General features: G+C 38.6%; 19 protein-coding genes. 7 read left to right on the top strand and 12 right to left on the bottom strand.

The genetic code is table 11. The annotated features are described in order from the left end of the window. The first annotated feature begins 383 nt into the window (after window positions 1-383). A complete protein-coding gene (locus JUD45_RS02885) occupies window positions 384-1655 on the top strand; it encodes a cation:dicarboxylate symporter family transporter (protein ID WP_053791298.1) in 1272 nt (423 codons plus the stop codon). A 41-nt stretch (window positions 1656-1696) separates the two neighbouring features. Here the strand turns inward: JUD45_RS02885 and carB are convergent, their stop codons facing one another. Further along, a complete protein-coding gene (gene carB / locus JUD45_RS02880; protein WP_203619667.1) occupies window positions 1697-4756 on the bottom strand; it encodes a carbamoyl-phosphate synthase large subunit in 3060 nt (1019 codons plus the stop codon). Then, on the bottom strand, window positions 4749-5822 hold the full coding sequence (locus tag JUD45_RS02875; protein WP_203619671.1) for a carbamoyl phosphate synthase small subunit: 1074 nt from the start codon (window positions 5820-5822) through the stop codon (window positions 4749-4751). The genes carB and JUD45_RS02875 overlap by 8 nt, the downstream gene beginning before the upstream one ends. A gap of 604 nt (window positions 5823-6426) precedes the next feature. Between JUD45_RS02875 and argC the strand changes: the two genes are divergently transcribed. The 5 genes from argC to argF are packed head-to-tail and all read left to right on the top strand — an operon-like array spanning window position 6427 to window position 11563. Further along, window positions 6427-7455: an N-acetyl-gamma-glutamyl-phosphate reductase gene (gene argC / locus JUD45_RS02870; protein ID WP_203619666.1), complete on the top strand. Its 1029-nt coding sequence runs from the start codon at window positions 6427-6429 to the stop codon at window positions 7453-7455. Between the two features lie 12 nt (window positions 7456-7467). Next, entirely contained in the window at window positions 7468-8658 is a 1191-nt protein-coding gene (argJ, locus tag JUD45_RS02865) for a bifunctional glutamate N-acetyltransferase/amino-acid acetyltransferase ArgJ (protein ID WP_203619665.1), read from the top strand. 5 nt (window positions 8659-8663) lie between these two features. Next, complete coding sequence (argB, locus tag JUD45_RS02860) at window positions 8664-9389, top strand: acetylglutamate kinase (protein WP_203619664.1); 726 nt, start codon at window positions 8664-8666, stop codon at window positions 9387-9389. A gap of 12 nt (window positions 9390-9401) precedes the next feature. Continuing rightward, window positions 9402-10550 carry an acetylornithine transaminase gene (gene argD / locus JUD45_RS02855; protein ID WP_203619663.1) on the top strand — a complete coding sequence of 383 codons (1149 nt, stop codon included), beginning with the start codon at window positions 9402-9404 and terminating at the stop codon, window positions 10548-10550. Further along, window positions 10544-11563, top strand: a complete 1020-nt coding sequence (gene argF, locus JUD45_RS02850; RefSeq protein WP_203619662.1) for an ornithine carbamoyltransferase — start codon at window positions 10544-10546, stop codon at window positions 11561-11563. The genes argD and argF overlap by 7 nt, the downstream gene beginning before the upstream one ends. 709 nt (window positions 11564-12272) lie before the next feature. Here the strand turns inward: argF and JUD45_RS02845 are convergent. The 3 genes from JUD45_RS02845 to zwf all read right to left on the bottom strand — a co-directional run bounded on the left by JUD45_RS02845 (window position 12273) and on the right by zwf (window position 16964). Continuing rightward, window positions 12273-13820, bottom strand: a complete 1548-nt coding sequence (locus JUD45_RS02845; protein ID WP_203619661.1) for a multicopper oxidase family protein — start codon at window positions 13818-13820, stop codon at window positions 12273-12275. 141 nt (window positions 13821-13961) lie between these two features. Then, on the bottom strand, window positions 13962-15401 hold the full coding sequence (gene gnd, locus JUD45_RS02840) for an NADP-dependent phosphogluconate dehydrogenase (protein WP_053791306.1): 1440 nt from the start codon (window positions 15399-15401) through the stop codon (window positions 13962-13964). An 81-nt stretch (window positions 15402-15482) separates the two neighbouring features. Beyond that, the gene (gene zwf / locus JUD45_RS02835) at window positions 15483-16964 is read right to left on the bottom strand and encodes a glucose-6-phosphate dehydrogenase (protein ID WP_203619660.1); all 1482 of its coding nucleotides are present in this window, start codon (window positions 16962-16964) and stop codon (window positions 15483-15485) included. A 240-nt stretch (window positions 16965-17204) separates the two neighbouring features. On the opposite strand from zwf, the gene JUD45_RS02830 reads away from it, so the two are divergent. Continuing rightward, the gene (locus tag JUD45_RS02830) at window positions 17205-18380 is read left to right on the top strand and encodes an MFS transporter (RefSeq protein WP_203619659.1); all 1176 of its coding nucleotides are present in this window, start codon (window positions 17205-17207) and stop codon (window positions 18378-18380) included. 65 nt (window positions 18381-18445) lie between these two features. Here the strand turns inward: JUD45_RS02830 and JUD45_RS02825 are convergent, their stop codons facing one another. From JUD45_RS02825 to JUD45_RS02795, 7 genes are all read right to left on the bottom strand, one after another. Beyond that, window positions 18446-19222, bottom strand: coding sequence for a hypothetical protein (locus tag JUD45_RS02825; RefSeq protein WP_203619658.1), 777 nt, complete (start codon window positions 19220-19222; stop codon window positions 18446-18448). Window positions 19223-19232: 10 nt separating this feature from the next. Beyond that, window positions 19233-19688, bottom strand: a complete 456-nt coding sequence (gene nrdI / locus JUD45_RS02820) for a class Ib ribonucleoside-diphosphate reductase assembly flavoprotein NrdI (RefSeq protein WP_203619657.1) — start codon at window positions 19686-19688, stop codon at window positions 19233-19235. Between the two features lie 72 nt (window positions 19689-19760). After that, window positions 19761-21152 (bottom strand): hemolysin family protein, encoded by a 1392-nt coding sequence (locus JUD45_RS02815; protein ID WP_203619656.1) that lies wholly within the window; start codon window positions 21150-21152, stop codon window positions 19761-19763. A 168-nt stretch (window positions 21153-21320) separates the two neighbouring features. Continuing rightward, window positions 21321-22259, bottom strand: a complete 939-nt coding sequence (locus tag JUD45_RS02810) for a restriction endonuclease (RefSeq protein ID WP_203619655.1) — start codon at window positions 22257-22259, stop codon at window positions 21321-21323. Window positions 22260-22831: 572 nt separating this feature from the next. Further along, window positions 22832-23797 carry a glycosyltransferase family 2 protein gene (locus JUD45_RS02805; protein ID WP_203619654.1) on the bottom strand — a complete coding sequence of 322 codons (966 nt, stop codon included), beginning with the start codon at window positions 23795-23797 and terminating at the stop codon, window positions 22832-22834. Window positions 23798-23811: 14 nt separating this feature from the next. Further along, window positions 23812-25965 carry an ArnT family glycosyltransferase gene (locus JUD45_RS02800; RefSeq protein ID WP_203619653.1) on the bottom strand — a complete coding sequence of 718 codons (2154 nt, stop codon included), beginning with the start codon at window positions 25963-25965 and terminating at the stop codon, window positions 23812-23814. Continuing rightward, a complete protein-coding gene (locus JUD45_RS02795) occupies window positions 25958-26359 on the bottom strand; it encodes a GtrA family protein (protein ID WP_138726539.1) in 402 nt (133 codons plus the stop codon). The genes JUD45_RS02800 and JUD45_RS02795 overlap by 8 nt, the downstream gene beginning before the upstream one ends. Window positions 26360-26471: the final 112 nt, after the last annotated feature.

Below are 26471 nucleotides of genomic sequence, written 5' to 3'. Positions count from 1 at the left end.
CGAACACAGAAGTTAAGCTTCTAAACGCCGAGAGTAGTTGAGGGATCGCCCTCTGCAAGGGTAGGACGTTGCCGCGCAATTTATAAAAGAGTTACCGTTTGGTAGCTCTTTTTTTGTACATTCAAAACGATACATTCTTTTTTATGATAAAATTAAAAAGGTGTGCTAATCACACTTGATTAACTGTAGGATTTGAATTGAAATAGAGATGTTTCGTTAATCCAAGTGCATACCATAATGTTAATATCTGAATTACTATTGTAAAACTACATGAAATAGTTTGTCTTTTATCGTTATTTAGGTACATTTTCATTATTAACCGGGGATATTATTCGTGATTTATGATAAAATTATATTAATACATATTAAGGAGAGGCTTCGTAATGAAGAAATTTAAGATAACACTAGGATGGCAAATCCTGATTGGTTTAATTTTAGGTATCATCCTAGGTCTAGTGTTCTACAAGAACGCTACCGCAATTACTGCAATGCAAAGTGTTGGTACAATGTTCATTCGTTTAATTCAAATGATCGTTGTTCCAATCGTTGTTTCATGTTTAACTGTTGGGATTGCCAACATTGGTGATATCCATAAGTTAGGCCGTATCGGTGGAAAGACCATTCTATACTTCGAAATTATGACTACAATTGCCATTGTTTTAGGTTTAGTTGTTGGTAATGTTTTCCATCCTGGTGACTTCATTAACGTGCATTCATTACACGCTACTGATATTACTCAATACATGACTACAGCCAAGACCGCTAACCACACTGGAATCTGGGGTACATTAATTAACCTAATTCCGGTAAACGTATTTAACTCAATTGCTTCTGGTGATATGATGCCAATCATTGTATTCTCAGTATTCTTTGGTTTAGGTACTGCTGCAGTTGGTGAAAAGGGTAAGATTATCGTTGATTTCTTAAACGCCGTTTCACAAGTAATGTTCAAGATTACTGGTTGGATCATGAAGTTATCTCCAATTGGTGTTTGTGCATTAATCGGTGTTACTTTAGCTGAACTTGGTGTTTCTGCATTAGCTCCACTAAGTTACTTCGTGCTATTAACTTACCTAACAATGATGGTATTCGTACTTGTTGTAATGGGACTAGCTGCTAGAATCTTTGGTTTCAAGATTACTGACCTTCTAAAGGTCGTTAAGGAAGAAGCAGTACTAGCATTCTCAACCGCCAGTTCAGAAGCTGCACTACCAAGAAGTATCGATAAGATGACTAAGTTTGGTGTTAGCCCATCAATTGTTTCATTTGTAATCCCAACTGGTTACACATTTAACCTTGATGGTTCAGCAATTTACCAATCTCTTGCCGCATTATTCCTAGCCCAAGCTTACGGAATTCACTTAAGCATTGGTCAACAACTTACTTTACTAGTTGCCCTAATGATTACTTCAAAGGGTATGGCCGGTGTTCCAGGTGCTTCATTCGTTGTTCTATTGGCAACCGTTTCAACTGTTGGTATTCCAGTTTCTGGTTTAACATTCATTGCCGGAATTGACCGTTTCATCGATATGGCCAGAACCGCAGTTAACGTTATCGGTAACTCACTAGCAACAGTGATTATTGGTAAGTCTGAAAAAGAATTCGATCCTGAAAAAGAAGCTAAATATCTAAAATCAATCGGAATTCATAAATAAACAAAATTAAAAGACCTAATCCATTTGGATTAGGTCTTTTTTTATATCTTTTCTACCATTATATCGTCACAATTTAATGATTGGATAAATGCGTTGGCTGTATCAATGTAAGTGAATAATGGAATGGAAAATGCGGTCGCGATGTTATTGAGATGATTATCTTCAGCGGTGTTAATGATTAAATCAACGTTTTCTTCGGTAATCTCTTCTGGTTTCATATCGATGATGTTAAAACCAAAATCAGATAAGCTTTCAATTAACTGTTTATTTTGTTCTTCATCATGATGAATTAGGTTCAATAAGACATTTCCGTGTTCCTTTATGTTGATTCCGGCAGCCGAGAATGACTTCGCTAAAGCAGAATCATAATCAATCGCGGTTCCCATGACTTCACCGGTCGATTTCATTTCAGGACTAAGATTAGCATCCGCACCTGGTAGTTTATTAAAACTAAATACTGGAGATTTAACGGATACAAAACTAGATGGGGTAATTAGTCCAGTATTGTATCCAAATGATGTTAAAGGAGTTCCTAAGATGGAATTAGTTGCTAAATCAACGATTGGCACGTCAGTTACCTTTGATAGGAATGGGACGGTTCTCGAAGCTCTTTGATTTACCTCAATGACGTATACCTGATTATTGGAAATGATAAATTGAATATTCATCAAACCGATTGTTTTCAACTTCTTCGCTAACTTAATGGCAATATCGGTAATTTGTTTTTGAATATTAAAGGAAATGTGTTGGGGTGGGTTGATGGCCATCGAATCTCCAGAATGAACACCTGAACTCTCAACGTGTTCGATGATTCCAGGAATGATGACAGTTTCACCATCTGAAATGATGTCGACTTCGGCCTCTGTTCCATATAGGTAGGAATCAATTAAGACGGGGTGTTGATGCGACACGTTAACAGCAGTTTGCATGTAGTTCAGTAATTCTTCTTCATTATGAACGATTCGCATTGCCTTACCACCAATCACGTATGAAGGACGTAATAATACTGGATAGTTCATTTCCTTGGTGGCTTGAAGAGCTCCTTGGATACTTTCTACTGAGGTTCCATATGGTTGTTTGATATTTAGACTGGTGATGGCGTGGCTAAACAATTCACGATCTTCACTGATATTAATATCTTCAACGGTGGTTCCTAATACATTCACACCTAGTTTGGATAACCCTTCAGACAAGTTAATGGCGGTTTGACCACCAAACTGAAGAATCACACCCGCTGGTTTTTCAAGATTAATCACATTCATGACATCTTCGATGGTTAGCGGTTCGAAGTATAACTTATCTGAGATGGAGAAGTCGGTTGAGACGGTTTCCGGATTTGAATTAATCACGATGGCTTCGTATCCTGCATTTTTAACTGCAAAGATAGAGTGAACAGTCGCGTAGTCGAATTCAACCCCTTGTCCGATTCGAATTGGACCTGAACCCACAATCAGAATTGATTTCTTATCACTAACCTTTGATTCGTTGGATTGACCAAATGTGCTGTAGTAATAGGGAGTGGTTGAATCGAATTCTCCAGCTGAGGTATCGACCATTTTAAAACCAGCAACGATATTATTTTGCATTCTGGCGTTGTAGACATCTTCTTGACTGCATTGCCAAATTGCTGCGATTTGTTGATCAGAAAAGCCAAATTGCTTAGCCAGTTTCAATGCATCGATTGATTTGTCATCTTTCAATCCTTCCTTAATTTCAATAATGTGTTGCATCTTATATAGGAAGAATTGATTGATTTGGGTGTTGTCATAAATATCATCGACACTAATGTGACGACTAAGTAGTTCTAGGATTTCGAAGAGTCGTTGGTCGGTTGGTGTATTGATGTTTTCCAATAGTTCGTCGGTTGAACTAGCGGTAAAATCATGACTATTACCATCTTCGAGAGAACGAATCGCCTTTAATAGGGATGCTTCAAAGTTTCTACCGATGGCCATGACTTCACCGGTCGCCTTCATTTGAGTACCTAGTGAATTATCGATGTCGGTAAACTTATCGAATGGTAAACGGGGAATCTTGGTGACGATGTAATCCAGTGCTGGTTCAAATTCAGCAAGTGACTTTCCGGTTAGTGGGTTGATGATTTCATCCAATGTCATACCGACCGCAATCTTGGCAGAGATTTTAGCGATTGGATAACCGGTTGCCTTGGATGCCAGTGCTGATGAACGAGAGACACGAGGATTAACTTCGATGATAAAGTAGTCACCACTGTGTTGGTCGATGGCCATTTGAATGTTAACGCCACCTTCGATATCCAGTGCACGAATAATCTTCAATGCGGCATCTCTTAGCATTTGGTAGTCTTTATCGGATAGGGTTTGCGTAGGTGAGACCACGATTGAATCACCGGTATGGACGCCGACTGGATCGACGTTTTCCATTGAACAGACGATTAACGCATTGTCCTTGGCATCACGCATGACTTCGAACTCGATTTCCTTGTAACCGGCAATTGATTTTTCTACCAATACTTGTGTGACGGGAGACATTTCCAAACCGTTAGTGACGATGGCCTCTAACTCTGCATCGTTATGGACGAAACCACCACCGGTTCCACCTAGTGTGTAAGCTGGACGAATGACCAATGGATAGCCAATCTTTTCGGCTAACTTTTTGGCGTCTTCTAGACTATTGGCGATTGTTGATTCGGGAACGGGTTCATCAAGTTTCTTCATCAATTGTTTGAAAAGTTCACGGTCTTCGGCTTCCTCGATGGATTGGAGTTTGGTTCCCAGTAGTTCGATGCCGTACTTTTTCAAGATTCCTGCGTCGGCTAAGTCTTTGGCCATGTTTAAACCAGTTTGGCCACCTAAAGTAGGTAGGATTGCTTCTGGTAATTCTTTTTCGATGATTTTTTCAATCGCTTCGATTGTGATTGGTTCGATGTAGACCTCATCGGCGATATCCTTGTCAGTCATGATGGTGGATGGATTGGAGTTCACCAGGACGACTTCGTATCCTTCCTCCCTTAATGACAAACAAGCTTGGGAACCTGAGTAGTCAAATTCGGCCGCTTGACCGATGACAATCGGACCAGAACCAATGACTAAAATTTTATGGATGTCGGTATCTTTACTCATTTGTTAAAACCTCCTTTTGCTCAATCATGTTGAAGAATTTATTGAAGATAAATAGTGCGTCGTGTGGACCAGGGGATGCATCCGGATGGAATTGTACTGAAAAGGCGTTATGTCCTTTAACCTTAATTCCTTCAACGGTGTGATCGTTAACTTCTTCGAATAAGACATCTACGTTTGAACCTGGAATTGATTCGGGTAGAAGTGCATATCCATGGTTTTGTGATGTGAAGTAGCACTTATTTGTTTGTAAGTCCTTAACGGCATGGTTGAAACCACGGTGGCCAAACTTCATCTTGAACGTCTTGGCACCATTAGCTAATCCAAGTAATTGATTACCTAAACAAATGCCCATGATTGGATATTCTTCTTGAAGTTCTTGGATGACTCCAATCTTATCAATCATGTTAGCTGGATCGCCGGGGCCATTGGATAAGACGATGCCGTCTGGATTGATGTCCTCAATTTCTTGTGCTGACACATCGGATGGGAATATATGAATGTCGGCGTCAAAGCTCACTAATTCTGAAACGATGGAGTTCTTAATTCCATAATCGATAACGGCGACCTTTAGGCCATCACCCTTAATATGTGTTGTTTCTTTTGTTGCGTGGTTAGCAAATGATACCGGTTTGTTAAAAAGAGTTTGGACCGCTTCGTCATTTGGGTCGTCTGTGATAACTCCCTTAATGCAGCCGTCGTGACGAAGTTCCTTAGTTAACTCACGGGTATCGATGCCTTCAATCATGGGGATGTTAAACTTTTCGGCATATTGGTAAAGTGACATCTTGCTACGGTAGTTGCTAGGGTGTTCTGCAATGTCGTAAGCAATAATACCGGAAACACATGGAGTATCTTTTTCGTTATCTTCAAAGTTGATACCGTAGTTTCCAATCAGTGGGTATGTAAAGACCATGATTTGTCCATAGTAGCTGGGGTCCGTGATGGTTTCTTGATAACCAGTCATGCCAGTGCTGAATACGACCTCACCGGCGGTAGTTGATGGTTTTATTTTTGAATATCCTTGATAAATTGAGCCATTACTTAATACTAAATACGTTTTCATAATAATTACCTCCAAATTTTGGTAAATAAAAAAGGCTGACCAACAGTGTGATCAACCTTATGTCCTGAATACATTTGCCCATATCCATAAATAAGTCGATCGACAGTAGAATGCAACTTATTTTAAATTATGCGAAAAGTATCCAGTTATTCATATTCGGATTAAAAAAGGGACCCGCAGATAAATTTCAGCATAACTTAAAATTTATTTCTGCCGTCCCTCGACTAATTTATTGTTTGATTAAAAAGTGCGCCTAAAAGTTGGGGACGGCACAATACGTGTCCTCCTCAATGCAGTGTATTCAGTTAGTGTATTATTTGTTTTGTTGTTCATAACACTCACCACTTTTTAAATTTATTTGTTTTCGTTGAACTCAATTTAACATAATTAAAAAATTAAAACAAGATTAAATTAAAATTAAAAAATAAGTTTGCAAAAATAAAAAGTTGTGCTATTGTAATTTGCAAGATGTTACCGAGACATCAAAAAATTACAAAAGGGTGATTAACATGACAAAACAAAGCTTAAACCAAAGGCGACGTAGCAACGTTTTTTCAACAGGAGCAGTGTCTAAAAAATTGAACTTATCGAAAGGACTGTCGCTATTATGCAAGTCGCAATTATTGGAATTACCGGATATGCCGGATCAACTTTATATGAATTATTAAAAAAACATTCTCAAGTAAATCAAATTAATTTATACGGACATAATTTGTCCAAACCAACTCAGTTAAACCAAATTAATGACGAATTTTCATACGATCAACACTTAGTCTTACCTTATGACGAAAATGCCATTATCAAAGACAACGATGCGGTCTTTTTTGCCACTCCTGCTGGTGTGACATCAAAGATGGCTAAACCCTTTATCAAAGCCGGTTTTCCGGTCATTGATTTATCAGGAGACTACAGATTAAAAGATCCTGATGAATACGCGAAGTGGTATCAAAAAGATCCCGCTGAACTATCAGACTTACAAAAGGCACAATACTGCTTAGCAGATATTGATGACAGTGAGGGTGCAAAATACATTGCCAACCCAGGATGTTATGCTACCGCTGTGCTATTAGGGTTGGCACCGGTAGTTAAAGAAGATTTGATCGATTTAGATAGCATTGTGATTGATGCGAAGTCAGGTTTATCAGGAGCTGGAAAGTCACTTAGTGATTCCAGTCATTTTGTCATGGCTAATGAAAACCTACAAGTATACAAACCCCACGAACACAAACACATTCCAGAAATCGTACAAAAGTTACAAGTTTGGAATAAAAATGTTCAAAATATTGAATTCATGACCACATTGGTTCCTTTAAACAAGGGAATTATGTGCACTATGTTTATGAAACTAAAATCAAATATTGAAATGGATAAAGTCCAACATGCATTCGATTCATTATATGCGAACAGTAAATTTGTTCACGTATCAATGGATGAGCTACCAACTATCAAGAGCGTAGTCGGTACAAACGAGTGTCATGTTGGACTTTCTTTTAATTCCAGCAATAACTCATTAATGATTGTCAGCGTCATTGACAACATGATTAAGGGTGCCGCTGGACAAGCGATTCAAAACTTCAATCACCTATTTGATTTTGAAGAAACTGACGGATTAGAACTAATGCACGTATTACCTTAGGAGGAACTAATTATGAAAACAATCGATTTTAAATGGCCACTAAATATTAAATCAGGATCAACTCATGCTGGATTCAAACCAGATGAACAACTAGACATGTGCTGGGTAGTATCAGACTCACCCGCTTCAGCAGCAGGTGTTTACACCACCAACCAATTCAAGGCAGCACCTGTTCAAGTCACTAAGAAAACCATTGAACTGAACCATCAACTACAAGCAATCATCGTTAACTCCGGAAACGCCAACTCATTTACCGGAGATGAAGGAATTCAAAATGTGTATAATTCCAAACAATTAGTCGCCGATAAATTACACCTAGACGATACCTTAATTGGTGTCGCTTCAACCGGCATTATCGGTAAACAATTAGATATGAATACATACCAAAATGGTGTCGATAACCTAGAACTAAGCACCGACGATATCGACGCACCAGAAGCAATTATCACTACCGATACATGTTCGAAAAAGGTATGTGTTGAATTGACCCTAAATGACGAACCAGTTACCATTACCGGTTTTTCAAAGGGCTCAGGGATGATTCATCCAAACATGGGAACCACACTTAGTTTCATCGTCACAGATGCAAATATTGCAGGAGATGATTTACAAAACCTATTGAGTGAAGACATTGTTTCAACCTTTAACCAAATCACCGTTGATGGCTGCATGTCCACTAACGACATGGTTTTAGTAATGGCCAACGGTGCTGCTCAAAACTCCAAATTAGTACCAGATTGCGATGAATACGTTGAGTTCGCTAAGGCTTTTAAATATGTACTAGAAACGCTTGCGAAAAAGGTTGCTCAAGATGGCGAGGGTGCTAATAACTTCGTTGAAGTTAACGTTAATAATGCATTCGACAAACAAGAAGCCAACCTAGTATCAAAGGCAATCGTTGGGTCTAACTTGGTAAAATCCATGATTTTTGGTAAGGAAGCCAACTGGGGCAGAATCGTTCAAGCCATCGGTCAAACCCATGCCCATGTTGATCCAAACCACGTCGCAATTAGTTTAAATGGCACCGAAATTGTCACTAACAGTGTTCCAATTTCATTCACTGATGACGAGTTAAAGGCGCTATTTACCGATGAAAACATCATCATCGATGTCGACTTAAATGTTGGTAACGCCAGTGGAACTGCTTGGGGCTGCGACTTAACCTACAAGTACGTTGAGATTAATGCGGCTTACGAGGGGTGATTAATATGATTATTTTAAAGATTGGCGGAAATATGATAAATCACTTACCAGAAGACTTTTTTGAATTCGTTGCTGAAAAACAAGACGAGGGTGAACACATCATTATCGTCCATGGTGGTGGCAACATCATCTCAAAATGTGGTGAATTTGTCGGTGAACCGGTCAAAAAAATCGATGGAATCAGAGTCACAAATCCTGAAATGATGAAGATTTCAGACTTGTTATTAAACGATGTCATCCAAGAACAACTTGGCAAGAAAATAATGGATCATGGCATTGAAACTCATAACCTCAATAGTTACGGATACTCGTTTGTTAAAGGCGATTACCTAGACCACGCAAAATACGGTGAGGTTGGCACCATTAGTCAGGTTGATACCGACTGGATTAATAAGATGACTGACAACTCGGTTGGCTTGATGTCTTCAATCGTTTATAAAAATGATACCGACAAGCTAAATGTCAACGCTGATATTGCAGCCAGTGAAATGGCATCATTATTGCATGCGGATGAACTAGTCCTACTAACCGACGTCTGCGGAGTGAAGGTGGAAGACGAGATGCTAGAAGAATTGACCCATAAAAAAGCAATCGAATTAATTAAGGAACACTACATTGTCAGTGGAATGATTCCAAAGGTAAAAGCAGCTTTAGACGCGATTGATCACGGCGTGGAAAACGTCACAATTACTAATAACTTAGAAGAACACGGCACAACGATTATTGATTAGGGGATGACAGAAATGGAAAACGTATTACCAACTTACAAATATTTTGATATTGAACCAATTGACGGACACGACTGGCATATTATCGATGCCAATGGTAAGGAATATGTCGACTTTACCAGTGGAATTGGTGTTTGCAACCTAGGATACAGCAATGAACAGGTTAAAACTGCGGTAGGTGAACAACTAAACCACATTTGGCACACTTCAAACCTATACATCAATTCAATGCAAGACCAAGTCGCTGGCAAACTTTGCCCAGAAGGCTACCTAGCATTCTTATGTAATTCAGGTACTGAAGCCAACGAAGCGGCGTTTAAGATTGCACGTAAGTACACCCACAAGAAAAAGGTGCTTGCATTTAACTATGGATTCCATGGTCGTACCTATGGATCACTATCATTGACCGGATACGAAGCCATCCAAAGTGGTTTTACACCTTTAGTTCCCGGTAGTGAATTTGCCGAATACAACGATGATAAGGCACTAGATTTTATTGATGAAGAATGTGCTGCAGTCATCCTAGAAGCCATTCAAGGAGAAGGTGGCGTTAACGTCGGAAACACCGAATGGCTAAAGAAAGTCGAAGCCAAGTGTCATGAAACCAACACACTATTAATTGTTGATGAAGTCCAAGCAGGGATGGGTCGTACCGGATACAAGTTTGCCTTTGAATACGCCGGATTAAACCCAGATATCATCACCTGTGCCAAGGGATTAGGTAATGGTTTGCCAGTCGGTGCAATGCTAGCGAAAAGAGAATTAGCTTCAGCATTTGGACCAGGTAGTCACGGTAATACCTTCGGTGGAAATAAGGTCGTTATGGCTGCTGCCAATGCCGTTTTAAATCAAATGACACCTGAATTTTTGAATGAAGTGAAACTAAAGGGTGAATATCTATTCCAAGAACTAAATACGCAATTACTACCACTTTCTAACGTCGAAAAAATTTCTGGTCGTGGATTAATGGTCGGTATTCACTTAGCCGATTCAATTGATGTTGCAGAAGTGATCAAACAATTACAAGAAATTGGGATGCTAACAATTTCAGCACGTGCCAATACATTGCGTTTGCTACCACCATTAATCATGGATAAAAAGACACTTGGATGGGGCGTGCAACAAATCAAAAACGTTTTAGAAAAGGAAGTGGCAGCATGTTAAATAATATTTTTTACGGTAGAAGTTTACTAAACATTGACGATTTTTCCGCCGATGAAATTAACTACCTAATCGATTTCGCAATTCATTTAAAACACTTAAAGCAAAACAACATTAAGCACGAATTTTTAGCGGGTAAGAACATTGCCTTACTGTTTGAAAAACCATCAACTAGAACTCGTTCATCATTTGTGATTGCCATCAACGACTTGGGTGGCCACTCTGAATACCTTGGTACCAACGACATTCACTTCGGTGACGAAGAATCAGTCTCAGATACCGCCAAGGTCTTAGGATCAATGTATGATGGAATCGAATTTCGTGGGTTCAAACAACAAGACGTTGAAACACTATCTAAATACAGTGGCGTTCCCGTTTGGAATGGTCTAACTGATGACAGTCACCCAACCCAGATGCTGGCCGACTTTATGACCATGAAGGAAAAGTTTGGCAAACTAGAAGGCCTTACCTTAACCTATGTGGGAGACGGTAGAAACAATATGGCAAACTCACTATTAATTACCGCCGCTTTGTTAGGGGTGAACGTGCATATTGTTGCACCAAAATCATTATTCCCATCAAAGGAAAACCAAGCACTAGCGAAAAAATACGCTGAACAATCTGGCGCCGAAGTCCTAATCACCGACGATGTTGATGCAGGGGTTAAAGGTTCCAACGTATTATATACGGATGTTTGGGTATCAATGGGTGAAGATAATTGGGATGAAAGAATTCAATTATTAAAACCATACCAAGTTAATATGGAAATGATCGAAAAGACGGGGATGAATGATGACGAAATCATCTTTATGCATTGTCTACCATCTTTTCATGACAACAAGACCACAAAAGGGCAGTATATCGAAGAAAAATACGGTTCAACCGCATTAGAGGTTAGTGATGAGGTGTTTAATAGTAAATACGCTTGGCAGTTCACAGAGGCCGAAAATCGTATGCATTCAATTAAAGCAATTGTCGCTGCAACTCTAGGTAACCTGTTTATTCCAAAAGCATAAATAAAAAGACCGAATCAATTTGATTCGGTCTTTTTTCTCGTGTTTAACACAAGAAAAGAGACAACCTACAAAGTTGTCTCTTTTATAATTAATATTGATAACAGATAAGTAGCAATTACTTTGGCGTAAACCCACGTCCCCGCGGACTCAACGAAGATTTTTGTGTAATCTCATAATTACTCAGTTTATCTGTTCGTAAAATTTAGTAGTAGTATAAACTGTTGTCCATACCTCCCCAACTAGTTCCCTAGAAGGTGAAGCATCATCAAGCAATTATTAATATTTAATTTTAAATTACTGTTATTAGCTGCTAACATTTCACTGTTAATTAACGTTTCACCGTTAAGCATGCAGCTAAAGGATACTGAGATAACCAACAACAGTTAATTCTCCATCTAAATAATCTATATTGATTATGTTGATTTCGGGAAAATTAACTGTCAAAGGTCATCTCAATTCTATTTGTTTAGAATTGAAACAACTTCTGACATCAATTTTCCCTTGATAGAATGATCTTTCGACGCTCCTGGATCAAAAGTTAATTCAGTCATATGTTGTTCACTCCTTTTTTCTAGTTTTATTACAATGTTTATTCTACACCAATTCTTATATTTTGACAACATTTCACTTATAAATTGATATAAATATTTTTCATCATCTAATCGAAATGCCAAAAGAACCTAATCATATCAATGATTAGGTTCTCTTTTTACATATTACAGTGATCCATATTTTCCATGTGGTCGTAACAAGACATTCCACTTAAATCGAGTTCTTCTACGGCAACACCGCGTTCTTCGGCAAATGCCTTCATCAAGTCATCCATCTTAGTTAGGTGGAATTCTTGTGGGTGGTCTGGGTCATCGACTTGGATTTGGGCCATCATACCGCCATCTTCGTGTTCGATGATGTGGCAGTGATACATGAAGACGCCGGGGTGGTCGAACCACGCTTTGAAGCGGACGGTTTCATCAGGGTTAACTCCGATTGTGTCCTTTAGACCGGTTTCATTAGGGTATGGGGCATGGCCATCTCTGTCCAATACTTCAAATTGGCAACCATGCATGTGGAATGGGTGGACCATTCCGTTTTCACAGTCGTTGGTGTTGGTAACTTCCCAGATTTCGCAGTTACCCATGGTTTGTTTGGCATCGATTCTTTCCATATCGAACTTCTTACCATCTAGGGCGACTTCTTCATCCATACCGGACATAACGACTTTTCGGACGGGTGTGTTCTCAGTAACTTTGGGTGTGTTCATTTCAAATAGGGTGTCAGGGATGACGCTGTTATCTTCTGCGAATTCATGAATTCTAAAATGCATGATGGGGACATCGTCAGAATATAGGGCAACTTCATCACCTGGTTTGTATTGACCGAAATCAACGACAATTTCTTGTCTTTCGGCACAGGTAATCATTAGGTGGGTAAACTTAACAGGGTGGGTTAAGAGACTACCGTCACCTGCGATTTGGGTAAATTCAAGGTCGTCTGAGAAGTGCAAACGCCATTCACGACGGTTAGCGCCATCTAATAAACGTAGACGAACCTTTTGAGTGGTGACATCAAAGTATGGGTTAACGGTTCCGTTAATCATTGCGGTAGGACCTTGAACACCATCTGGATCATAATCAGCCTTGTAATACCATTGATTGTCTTCATGGAAACGACGATCTTGTAAAATTACGGGGATATCATCGACTCCATAGTTACGTGGGATTGGCAGGGTTGCTTCATGTTCATCCTTGACGACAACTGCGGTAGCTAGGCCGTGCCAAACTTGTTCAGCGGTTGATGGGCATGGATGAGCATGCAACCAAAGAGTAGCTGCGGGTTGATCACATTTGAAGTTTAAAACTTTACTTTCACCTGGGTAGACAGGGGTGTGACAACCACCATCGATATCACCTGGAACGTTTAAACCGTGCCAATGGTATGTAGTTAATTCAGGTAATTCATTTTTAACAGTGACGTGAATATTTTTACCACGTTTGAATAAAATGGTCTTACCTAATAATGCTTGATTGTAACCCCATGTCTTAGTGGCTTCACCGGGCATGATTTGTGCTTCACCAGCTTGTGAGATGACGGTGTAGTACATGTCGGTATCAGTCTCCTTGTCAGGGGTAAGTAATTCTGGAACCTTTAGCTTTTGTTGTTCCACGTTAGGTTCTTCCAAAGGAATGTAACCACCATCGTGAGTGTTAAAAGCGGGTTCGTAAAAGAAATAATCGGTGTAGACTTTTTCGGTAGACATAAAAAATAACCTCTCTTTTTTCAAGATTGGTTATAGTATATTCTTGTTTGTATTCATTTGCAATTAATAACCATTACAAACTAGTATGTATTAAAAAAGAGACGATTTAATCGTCTCTTTTTATTGTAATCAATAATTATATTATTGTTCAGTGTACCATGGGTAATGGAAGTTACCTTCACGGTCAGTACGTTCATAAGTGTGAGCACCGAAGTAGTCACGTTGTGCTTGTAGTAAGTTAGCAGGTAATACTTCAGCACGGTATGAATCGTAGTAGTTAACAGCTGCTGAAAGTGATGGAACTGGAATACCAGCCTTAGTTGCAAGAGCAACAACATCACGAGCATCTTGTTGGTACTTGTTAGCGATTTCTGAGAAGTATGGGTCTAACAATAGGTTAGTTAGGTTTTCATCCTTTTCGAAAGCGTCAGTAATGTTTTGTAAGAATTGGGCACGAATAATGCAACCTTCACGCCAGATTTGAGCTAGTTCACCGAACTTCAAGTTCCAGTCATATTGTTCTGAAGCGAAACGTAGTTGTTCGAAACCTTGAGCGTAACTCATAATCTTACCGAAGTATAGAGCCTTACGTACACGTTCTACTAAGTCTTTCTTTTCGTCATCGTTGATGATGTCTGAAGCCTTAGGACCGTTTAATACCTTAGCTGCTGCAAGACGTTCGTCTTTTAGCATTGAGATGAAACGAGCGTAAACTGATTCAGTGATAACTGATTGGTCAGTACCAACTTCCATGGCATCTTCTGATGACCACTTACCAGTACCCTTGTTAGCACCACGGTCTAAGATCATGTCAACGATAGGCTTGCTCTTGTCAGCACCTAAGTCGTCTTTTCTAGTTAAGATATCAGCAGTAATTTCGATTAGGTAACTGTTTAGTTCACCCTTGTTCCATTCCTTGAAGATATCAGCTAGTTCGTCAATGTCGATACCGGCACCGTTACGAAGAATGTCGTAACTTTCGTCGATTAATTGTTCATCACCGTATTCAATACCGTTGTGAACCATCTTTACGTAGTGACCAGCACCATTAGGTCCGATGTAAGCAACACAAGGCTTGCCATCGCTAGCTTTAGCAGCGATTTGAGTTAAAACAGGTTCAACTAGCTTGTATGCTTCTTCTTGACCACCAGGCATTAGTGATGGACCGTGCAAAGCACCTAGTTCACCACCAGAAACACCCATACCAATAAAGTTGATACCAGATGCATCTAGTCTAGCGTTTCTTTCGATTGTGTTATGGAAGTTAGTGTTACCACCATCAATTAAGATATCACCCTTGTCTAATAAAGGTAATAGTGAGTCGATAGTTGCGTCAGTTGGCTTACCAGCCTTAACCATCATAACGATACGACGTGGAGTTTCTAGTGAGTTAACAAAATCTTCAACAGAGTAACTTGGAACCAAGTTCTTGTCTGCGTGATCCTTCATTACAGCTTCAGTCTTTGAAGCTGAACGGTTAAAAATACCTACAGTGAAGCCGCGGCTTTCAATGTTAAGGGCTAAGTTCTTACCCATAACAGCCATTCCAACAACACCAATGTTTGCTTTTGAGTCAGCCATTATAAACCTTCCTTTTTAAAGAAAATTGTGTATAAATATACACTTAGATTTTAACATTTTAATGATTAAATGTCATATAAATTATTTTTTTGAGTTAAAAACCCAAGCTCTGCCATCACGAGCTAGTAATTCGTCGGCAGCATCAGGTCCCATTGAACCTGGTGTGTAGTTAGGGAAGTCTGGTTTGTCAGTATCCCAAACATGTCTGATAACATCGGCGAATTCCCAAGCACGACTTACTTCGTCCCAACTGGCAAAGTTAGTAGCGTTACCCAAGATAGCATCGTGAATTAAGCGTTCGTATGGTTCTGGAGTAGCAGCCTTTTCTTCGTCACTTTGAGTGTGAGTTAAGTCTAGTGGTTGCATTTCCATACCTTGACCAGCTTGCTTTCCGTTTAGACGTAGGATGATCTTGTTAACAGGATCTACGAATAAAGTAAGCACGTTGTTGTTTAATTCACTTTCAGTTCCTTTAGCAGAAGCAAAGATGTCTACTAGAGGTTTCTTGAATACAACATCAATTCTAGTAAACTTGTCAGTTAGCATCTTACCAGTTCTGATGTAGAAAGGAACGTTCTTCCAACGTTTGTTTTCGAACAATACTTTACCGGCAACATAAGTTTCGGTAATTGAATCGTTAGGAACGTTGTCTTCGTGACGGTAATCTCTTTGGTCACCGTTTGCACCATATTGTCCACGAACGAAGTTTTGACGAGCTTCGTCTTCAGTGTAAACATGCATGCTTCTTAGTGCACGAATCTTTTCTCTACGAATGTCTACGTCCTTGAATGAAATAGGGTCTTCCATTGCAAGAATAGTAAGCATTTGCATAGTGTGGTTTTGTACCATATCACGTAGGGCACCTGAACCATCATAGTATCCGGCACGTTCTTCAACACCTAGCTTTTCAGCAAGGGTTACTTGAATGTTGTCAATGTACTTGTTGTTCCAAATACCTTCGATTAGTGGGTTACCAAAACGTAATGCAATAATGTTTTGAACCATTTCTTTACCCAAGTAATGATCAATTCTGTAAACTTGGTTTTCGTTAAATGATTTAGCCAAAGCGTTGTTTAATTCTTCAGCTGTGTCGTAGTCACGTCCGAATGGTTTTTCGATAATTAAACGGTTGAAACCGCCATTGTCTGATAAACAGTTGTGGACTTTTAAGTTTTTAGCTACAGTTCCAAAGAAGTTAGGAGCCATGGAAATGTAGAAGATACGATTTCCTTCAATATCATATTGTTGGTCTAACTTGTTTGCGTAGTCACTTAATGCGTCGTAATGTTCTGGATTAGTTACGTCGTGTGACATGTAGTAAAAATGACTAGCGAAAGCTTTTGCTTGTTCTTCGCTGTCAGCGTTGGCACTTACAGAGTCCAAGATTACTTCGCGGAACTTTTCGTCGCTCCATTCACGACGACCAGTACCGATTAATGCAAAGTGATCGTTATCTACGTAACCTTTTTTGTATAGGTTAAAAATAGATGGATATAATTTACGTTTAGCTAGGTCACCTGTTGCACCAAAAAGCATGAACAAGGCACGAGTTGCTGTTGCCAATTACCGTCACTCCTTATAGAAAAATTTTAACGAATCAAATGAAATATCTTTCATTTTCGGTTAATAATACAAGGCTATTATATAACACCATGATAAATTAAAAAAGTGTTTTTAATCCATAGCACAAAAGAAATGTAAACGCTTTACTAAAATTTAATAATTTAAACATCTCTTAATGGATATTATGCTCTTAAATGAATTATAATTGTTGTTAGAACATTTGAATAAGGGGGAGGATTCATGAAGAAAAGAACAGAATTAGGACTTCGTTTAGTATTTTTCTATTCACTATTGTTAAATTCCGGTGCCGCATTCATGTGGCCACTAGTAACGATGTATATCGATGACTATTTACATAAGTCACTACTAGTGTCGGGGGTATCATTACTATTTATTTCCGGTTTTACCATTATTGGTAATTACATCGGGGGTTATTTATTTGATCATTGGTCTGCGTACAAAGCGGCCTTGATTGGTATTACCGTCTCGACGGCCGCCATTTTAGCATTAATTTTCTTTCATGGATGGCCTACCTTTGCGATTCTAATGGTAGTTTTAGGATTTGGAGACGGGATTAACCTAACACTTCTAAACTCATATGCTACCAACGTTAAGAGTAAGGACACCAGAACGGTATTCAACATCCTATATGTTGGATTAAACATCGGGGTGGTAATCGGAACTGCGATGGTTGGATACCTACTAAAATATGGTGTCGCAATTGTCTTTATGACCGCGGCGGTATTTTACATCTTGCTATGGTTGCTTACTTTTGTATACTTCAATATCGACTTTTCAGACTACGATAACAGTATTCCAAAAGAAGAAATCGAGGAAGAAAAAGAGGGAATTCTTAAGTCCAACGTTCGACTAATCTACCCAATTTGTATCATGGTATTTACCGTCTACTTGAGTTATACATTGTGGGAAAGTGTTATGTCAGTCCACATGGTTAAAATGGGAATTCCGTTCGAAGCATACTCAATGCTTTGGACTGTTAATGGTCTAATGATTGTATTTGGACAACCTATATTAAATTACGTAAGTAAACGACTAAAAATTCATTTAAATCACCAAGTTTTCTTGGGAGTATTTATCTTCGCAATTTCGTTTTACTTCTTAGTTTACGCAAAGACTTTCCCAGTTTTCTTAGCCATCATGATTTTCCTAACATTTGGTGAAATGCTAGGATTACCTGATGTACCGGCATGGATTGATCAACTATCTACTAAGTCGGAAAAGGGTAAGTACCAAGGGATGTTCAATGCATTAATGTCAGCCGGACGTGCAATCAGTCCACTATTCGCTGGATTGTTTGTTGAAGGCTTTGGCTACAATCCATTGTTCATCTTCGTTACCGTTTTAATGCTAATCGCATTATTCGCGGTTATGATTATCAGTCGTAAAACAGAATAATAAAAAACAAAAAAGGATTCGTTTCGATATGAAACGAATCCTTTTTATTTATTGGCTATCAGTTTTTAAATATCTTCACCCGTAACATATTTTTTCATATTGTCTATATAAGAGTCAATTTTCTTATATTCTTCACCTATAGACGCTATTAATCTCTTTAATTTAATATAGTAATTTGCATTAGTTGATGACTTCAATAATCTAGCAGATCCTATACGGACAAGTGTTATATTGTTTTGAGTTTCATCTATTGATGTTATACATTCTTTTATTAGTGGTGTAGCGGGGATGGGATGTCCTAAATTTTTATGAGTATGTATAGTGATTGATACATCTGTTAATTTTTGTCTTAAGTCATTTAGACTGTTTCTAAAATTATCACACTCAAAGTTTACTTGAGACAAGCTATCAGATATTTCTTCTTTTGTTTTAGATGAATTTGATTTAGATAAATTTTTAATAGATTCTTGAAGCTCTTCTTCCCCAACAAAACCAATTGCTGTAAAATTTTTATTTATTATTTCGTTTGCAGAAGCTATGAAGAAACTGTAACTATCAAATGTTGTGTTATATTTTGGAAAAATTTGTACTAATTCTTCTTTTATGGAAACTTCTAACTTCTGAGTTTCCGTAATTTTAAACTCTTTAATTGCATTTTCATGACTTTTGTTAACTTGATAAACTACAAATATCGCTGATACAAAAATGGAAATTATAGATGTTAAAGAACTCAATTGTTGGCTACTATCGCTGTTTAAGAATAATTTTAAATAATATAAAATTATCGCACATAATAAAGCGATAATTAATCCTTTTATTGTTGTTATTAATTTATCTTTCAAGTAATTGCTCCTATTTATTGTATTTTTTTAATTCATCATAGACTCTGACCACGTCTCGATCAGTTCCACGAAGTTCGAAGTCGGTCACAAATGGTGCGTCGAATTGTTTAGCGTAACGTTTGGCAGTCAAACAGTATTGTTCGTTGAAGTTCTTGTTACCTGAACCGACAACCCCAATGCAGTATTTAGCGTTGTCGTTGTAGTCGATGTATTCGCCTAAAGTGTTGGTCATCATTTCTTTGACGCCGTTATCGATGCCGTTGCCGCCATCTAGATAGGTAGGCACGAATGCGAAAAAATTGCCGGTTTCGTCAGCAAAGTCTGATTGATCGGTGATTTCTTCTAACTCAATTAACGGGTTATTGTCGTCGTCATTATGTACGTTTTTAGCATATTCTTGTAAGTTGGTCACAAAGTTACGCGTGTTACCAGCCACTGAAATATATAGGATTCTAATTGGTTTCAATGTTTAGCTTCCTTTCAAGGCAAAATAAAAAATCTGTTAGAAATATATTCTAACAGATTTAAAAATTTTATATTAGTCTTTACTTTCTTCATCTTGTTGTTCTTCAGAAGATTTTTCAGCCATAGCCTCGTGGTTATCACGTAAATCGTCTACTTCGAATAAATCGATGAATGAGTTTTCAAAGTGTAATACCTTGAAAGTGAAGGTATCTACCTTGAATTCAGTACCAGGTTTGATTTGGATACCTGGGTTATTGTCGATAAAGTAACCGGAAAGGGTAACGCTATCTGATCTGCTGAAGTCTTTGATTTCAGTCTTGAAGTAACGTTCGAAATCATAAGTAGTCATCTTACCACTTACTTGGTAAGTACCCTTAGGTTGCTTGAAGACGTATTCGTTGGTTGCTGGATCGATTTCGTCTCGAACAGTACCGAATAGTTCTTCATAAATATCTTTATCAGTAATAATACCTGAAGTACCACCGTATTCATCAACTACGACAACAATAGGAGTTCTCATAGTAATCATCTTTTGAAGCACTTCAGTAATCTTCATTGTTTCAGGAACAGTTCCAATATCACGAATTAGACGTTCAACTGGAATGTTTGAGTTCACTCTTGATTGACGAACAAGGTCGTAACAGTAAACGTAACCTAGAATGTTATCTTTGTTGTTATCGATAACAACTGGAATACGACTGAATTTTGATTGTAGGTAAACAGTGATGGCATCGTCTACTAAAGTATTGATGTCCATAACAGTCAATTGAGTTCTATCAATCATGATGTCCTTGGCAACTTTATCGTTAAAGTCGAAAGCACGTTGCATGTATAGGTAATCGTATTTTTCAAGATCACCATTTTCAACGGCTTCTTTGGAGATACTTAGGATTTCAGCTTGTGACATTGATTCGTCACTTTCATCTGTCATCTTAAGTCCCATTAACTTAACAACACCAGCGGCACTGACGTTGATAGCCCAAACACCAGGATAGAAAATTGTGTGGAAGTAATGAAGTGGGGTAGCCACGTAACCTAGAATTCTTCTAGGCATGGCGATACTGATGTTCTTAGGAACAACTTCAGTAAATACCACTTCTAAGTAGGTAAGAATCAAGATACCAATTACACCACCAATGGCGTGAGCGGTACCAGCAGTAACCCATCCGGACTTTAATTCAAGTAAATCAAAGATGGCGTCAACGATAAGACTTTCACCAACCCAACCCATGATGATACCACAGACGGATACACCCACTTGGGTGGTTGATAAATAGTCATTTAGGTTAGTGATCATGTGCATTTCACGAGCAAGCTTCTTTGACTTACCCTTATTTTCTTCTTCTTCTTCCAACATACTGTATCTGGTTTGTACTAAGGCAAATTCACAGGCAACAAAGTATGCGGCGAAGAAGAATGCAATCAATACAATAACGATTTGAAAGAATATCGCACCACTATCCAACAGAACATTCCCCGTTTCTTAATAAAATTTATATAATGTCTACATTATACCTTTTATGTTTATTTTTTTTAAGTAATTTAATGAATATAATAACGTATTTTCACTAAAAAAGATTTAAAAAAGTGAAACTTTAGTCAAAAATTTAACATTTATTCTACATATATAGTGTTACACATTTGCTTCAGCAATTAAACTAGCTAGCTTATCGCGGTTCCATAGGTCGATATCCAACTTCTCGCTCGCTGAGATGGCGTGAGGGGTGAAGTAACTATTGGTAATGACCACAGCCTTTTTACAATTGTAGTAACTACGACCTGAGTTGGCCTCTTGAACAGCCTTAATGCCGACAGGACTGGCGTATAGTTTGCATTGGAATACATAACTCGTGTCACCATTTTTGGCGTAGACATCGACACCGAAGTCGCTGCTTCCCTGAGTGCGTTTGATATCTGAGAAACCAAGTGCCTTGAGCAAGTCACAGGTAAAGGTCTCAAACTGATAACCGTCAAAGTTATCAATCGTTGCCAGCTTTTGTTTGGATTGATATTCCATGAATGATTGATACTCGTCTGTCACGTGGGCATCTGCTAGTTGATCCTTTTGTGCTTGGAGGGTCTTGATGTCCTCGACTAGACTATCGTGTTGGGTGGTTAACTCATTTAGCTGTTGGTATTTGATGTTTAGTTCATTGATTTGCTTACTCAACTGATTCCGATAGGCCTTTTGCGATTCAATGCGCTCGTTCATCTCGTCTAATTGACGCTTTAACATCGATAGTTCGTTTAGATAGGGCGTCGCTTGGGCTTGGTATTGCTGTCTGGAGATATCGACAGATCGATTTTGATACGTCATTTTTTGTGAAACGACAGGCGTCTTTTTAAACGTATATGTTCGATGACGGCTGAGATTGTTTTTAATGGTTTTAATAAAGTGTTTGTCTGATTTTGGTAGGATGCAGTAGCCAATGACTAACAGGGTGAATGCGATGCACATTGCTGTCAGCTGATCGTAAACCTTTGGTAGGTGCACCATGGCTACCACGATGTCGATAATTTTTAATGTAATTAGTATACATATAAATCGACGAATGAAGTGACTGATTTTCACGTCTAAACTTCCTTTTTAAGATTTGATAATAACCCTATTTTATCAGATTTGACGCGGTTTCTCTATGTTTTTAAGAACGTTTGTTCTATATAAGTGCAAAAATTAATAGCTCAGTAAGCTAATTATGGAGAACATAAAAAGAGTAGATCAAAAAAATAACACCCCATCACTGCGAATAAGGCAATGGTGAGGTGTTGTTAATGTAATATAATCAATATATTTTACAGAATTATAAACCATGGAAATAATAAAAATCTCCATAAAACTGACGACGCTTTTTTACTATAATTTGGATTATTTTGATCCATTACTTTTTCTAGATGAAAAAGATAAAAACCATCAATAAAGAAAATAATCCCAGCCGTGGCAGCAATATAGTGAACGTCATTTATAAAGGTGAAATATATTAAAGTAAACAAAGAGATTAAATAAACGATGCGGCAAATATACATTTTTAATTTCATAATTCGGCATTATATATGAATGCTATAGTTTTAGCAATTAATGTAGCTACTTGACCAACTATCAATAAACGCAAAAAAATCCCCCGGTATAATACCGAGGGATTTTTCTTAGCCATGATGTTTCTTTATCGTGGCGATGTTTCCGGGATGGTTATTGAATCCGTAAGAGTTAGAAACGACATATTGAGGACGATGTTTAGAAGCGTCGAAAGTACGGTATAGATAATCACCAATAATGCCCAGCGCAAGCATTATCATTCCTGATAGGACACACATTAGAGTAATCGCAAAAGTGAGTGTCGAGATACCAGTAAAGACAGTAATTAATCCATAAATGATTCCAGCGATAATACTGATGAAACCCGTATAATTTACTATCTTGAGGGGGATTTCGGAGAATGAGGTAATTCCATCAGATGCTAGTCGAATCATTTTAGTTAGGGGGTACTTTGTAACTCCTGCATTTCGTTCTTGTCGTTCGTAGGTTACGGCAGTTTGTTTAAAACCAACCCAGGAGACAAGGCCACGAACAAATGGCTCCGGTTCGTTTAATTTGGAAAGTGCATCAACCACTTTACGATCCATTAGGCGAAAGTCACCGGTATCAAGGGGGATATCAACGTTGGCGACTTTACGCATAACGCGGTAGAAGGCTTTCGCAGAGAAACGTTTGAAGAATGATTCGCCTTCGCGGATAAGGCGTTTTCCATAGACAACGTCAAAGCCTTCTTGCCACTTTTCAATCATGTTGGGGATTACAGATGGGGGATCTTGTAAATCCGCGTCCATGACGACCACTGCATCACCTTTGGCATATCGAATACCAGCGGTAATTGCTAGTTGGTGACCGAAGTTTCTTGAAAATTCGACCAATCTAATGTTGTCGTATTGTGATTGTGCGTGACGGATAATATCTACGCTTGAATCGACAGAGCCGTCATCCACAAAGATAATTTCGTAAGTTTCAATTTGGCATTCCACAAAGTTTTCTAAGACTTCGATGGTGTTTTTGATGCCAGCTTCTTCATTGTAAACGGGGAGAACAATGGAGATTTTATTTGATTTATATGGCATGAGACACCTCCAGATTAATAAATGCTGGAAAGGTCGTATAAGGTACCGTTGCTCATATTAGATGGTCCACCACCCATGTTCATTGATTGCTTACCAGAAGGTTTTGCCATCTTAGCAGATGCGCCTTTCTTCATGGTAAATGTCATTGAATTGGATGAAGAAGTAGTGCTAGTTGAACCACCATATTCGCTTGCACTGACCTTCTTAGCATGTTTCTTGATCCAGTTAACAATTGTGCTGTTAGTAGAACCTGACTTACCTTCATCTAGGTAGTATTTAACTTGTCCAGATTTTACTAATTGCTTGAATTTGCTTAATGTCATTGCAGGGTCAGTTCCGTTGAAACCACCCATGGCCATGACGGCTTTCTTGGTTTTAATAATATATGGAGCAGCAGTGCCCGAATCTGCGGTTGCAAATAGGTACTTGGCATTGCCTTGGTGCTTAGTTAAATAGTTCAACAATTTGGTATTAACTGTTCCGTTACCAATTCCACCTGAGTTATTACCACCACTGGTTAAGAGATCGGGACCAGCGGTTGGAATAGCTGCGGATTCTTTAGCAAGGGTAGGGGTTAATGACCAGAAACTAGGAGCTACAGCGATTGATAGTAGTCCTACGATAACGATAGTCTTTCCGGCAGGTTTAGCTTTGAAGACAAGTAATAAGATACTTGCTAGAACTGCTACGACTAGAATTAAGACACATAACCATGCGTAGTAGCTTGATACATACCATGCTTGTAGTCCGGCAGTAACAACAATTGCTAGTGGTAGGAAGTATGCCTTGTAATTGTTTAGACCAAAACGTTTAAACAAGTCCAGCATAGCTGCTAATCCAAGTCCAGCAAGTGCTGCAATGGCGGGAGCTAACATGATGGTGTAGTAAGGATGGAAGAAACTAGCTACGGAGAAGAATCCGTAAACTGGAACTAACCAACCTGTCCATAAAACAGTATGTTTTTGACGAGTAGTAAGTTGATACCATTTACGCTTAGGATCAGCGAAGCCGATGAATGCGGCAATCATACCGATAATGGAGAATGGTAATAACCAACTAATTTGTGGTCCTAAAGCTGATTGGAATAGACGAAGTGGACCAGCAGTTCCGATGTTAAATGCACCACCGGCACCACCCATGCCGCCTTTACCGTTCATCTTCATACCTCCGCGGTGATTTCCACCAGGGAAGTTACCACGAGATTTCATATTCTTAGATGGGTTAAATTTACCCATCTTGCCACTTGGTGGCGTCATTTTGTTGTTGCTGTTTGATTTGGTGTTACCACCAGGTTGGTTAGAATTCTTTGAAGAATTGTTACCCATGCCCTTGAAGGCTCCACCAGTACCAGTAGTTTGACCTAGTAATCTTTGGGTACCGTTGTAACCAAAGGCTAGTTCTAACACTGAGTTGTGTTGTGATCCACCTTCGTATGGACGACTATTAGCTGATGTCATATCAACTGATAGTGGCCATGATAGGGTGAATACGACTAAGGCGATTGTGGCAAGCGATAGCTTACCAATCTTTTTCTTCCATGAATCGTTTGATGCTAACCAGTAGAAGATAAGCATAGCTGGAATAATCATGAAAGCTTGTAGCATTTTGATGTTAAACGCAAATCCGATGGTAGCAAAACTTCCGATTAACCAGTATATGTTGTGCTTGTTAATGGATTTTTGTAGCATCCAGATTGCTAACAATAGGAAGTAAATTAAGGTAGCATCCATATTGTTGGTACGAGAGTCAGCAACAACAATGGGGGTAATTGTCATTACTAACGCTGCGATTCTACCTGCGAATCGACCAAAGTAAGGAGTTACTAGTCGATACATTAGATAGACGGATCCAACACCGAATAATACTGATGGTAGGACCACACTGAAGTTTGAAACACCTAGGATTTTAGCTGAGATAGCCATGAACCATAGGGCAACAGGTGGCTTATCGACAGTGATATATCCGGCAGGATCAAAACTGGCATACCAGAAGTTTTTAAAACTCTGGGTCATACTAGTGATGGCGGAAGTATAGAAGTCATTGGCAGAACCAGTCTTCCATGTTCCGTAACCGTACAAGCCTAATGCAATTAGGAGAATAATGACTAACACCCAATCGACTTTGTGTCGTTGGAAGAAGTTAGGCTTCTTGTCTGTCGGTTCATTCATTGGCAGATGCCTCCTTTAATTCTGTTTTTCTAAATACCCAATACTTACTTAATAGGAAGTTAGTTGGAGTAGTGACTAGAAGTGTGATTAGGGGGATAATACTAGCAAGAACGTGGAAATAGTTACTTGTCACTTCTGTCACCAAAATACTTAATGTCCATGTTAAAAGGTAAGTAAGGTAGTATTTAACGACTATCATCCAGTCATGGTTGGCTTTAAACACCCACTTTTGATTAATGGTTAGACCAATAATTGAAGTTATACCATATCCAATCGCCATTGCAAAAGTAGGAGAAGTAGCTTCGTACAACATTGAGTAGATAAGATAAGTTAAAATAGTGTTGATAAGACCAACAATTCCGAATTTAAAAAACTGCCGCAAAATATTTATCATGGTTGGGCACTTCCTTTTTTGGAATGATTTAAGTCTAGTTTAAGAAAATTAAACTAATCTTAAATCAATCATAAACTTAACTTAAATGACAAAATTAATCGAAATCGAAAGG

This window comes from Apilactobacillus nanyangensis (genome assembly GCF_016861915.1).
Taxonomy (GTDB): domain Bacteria; phylum Bacillota; class Bacilli; order Lactobacillales; family Lactobacillaceae; genus Apilactobacillus; species Apilactobacillus nanyangensis.
The sequence above is the reverse complement of the archived record's forward strand: the minus strand, read 5'-3'. Positions and strand labels throughout refer to the sequence as shown.

Bases quoted from the DNA above. Each gene is read 5' to 3' on its own strand.
- argC (WP_203619666.1), top strand. From the start codon at position 6,427: ATGCAAGTCGCAATTATTGGAATTACCGGATATGCCGGATCAACTTTA.
- argD (WP_203619663.1), top strand. From the start codon at position 9,402: ATGGAAAACGTATTACCAACTTACAAATATTTTGATATTGAACCAATT.
- JUD45_RS02885 (WP_053791298.1), top strand. From the start codon at position 384: ATGAAGAAATTTAAGATAACACTAGGATGGCAAATCCTGATTGGTTTA.
- JUD45_RS02805 (WP_203619654.1), bottom strand. From the start codon at position 23,797: ATGCCATATAAATCAAATAAAATCTCCATTGTTCTCCCCGTTTACAAT.
- JUD45_RS02845 (WP_203619661.1), bottom strand. From the start codon at position 13,820: ATGTCTACCGAAAAAGTCTACACCGATTATTTCTTTTACGAACCCGCT.
- argF (WP_203619662.1), top strand. From the start codon at position 10,544: ATGTTAAATAATATTTTTTACGGTAGAAGTTTACTAAACATTGACGAT.
- JUD45_RS02795 (WP_138726539.1), bottom strand. From the start codon at position 26,359: ATGATAAATATTTTGCGGCAGTTTTTTAAATTCGGAATTGTTGGTCTT.
- argJ (WP_203619665.1), top strand. From the start codon at position 7,468: ATGAAAACAATCGATTTTAAATGGCCACTAAATATTAAATCAGGATCA.
- argB (WP_203619664.1), top strand. From the start codon at position 8,664: ATGATTATTTTAAAGATTGGCGGAAATATGATAAATCACTTACCAGAA.
- carB (WP_203619667.1), bottom strand. From the start codon at position 4,756: ATGAGTAAAGATACCGACATCCATAAAATTTTAGTCATTGGTTCTGGT.
- JUD45_RS02800 (WP_203619653.1), bottom strand. From the start codon at position 25,965: ATGAATGAACCGACAGACAAGAAGCCTAACTTCTTCCAACGACACAAA.
- gnd (WP_053791306.1), bottom strand. From the start codon at position 15,401: ATGGCTGACTCAAAAGCAAACATTGGTGTTGTTGGAATGGCTGTTATG.
- JUD45_RS02830 (WP_203619659.1), top strand. From the start codon at position 17,205: ATGAAGAAAAGAACAGAATTAGGACTTCGTTTAGTATTTTTCTATTCA.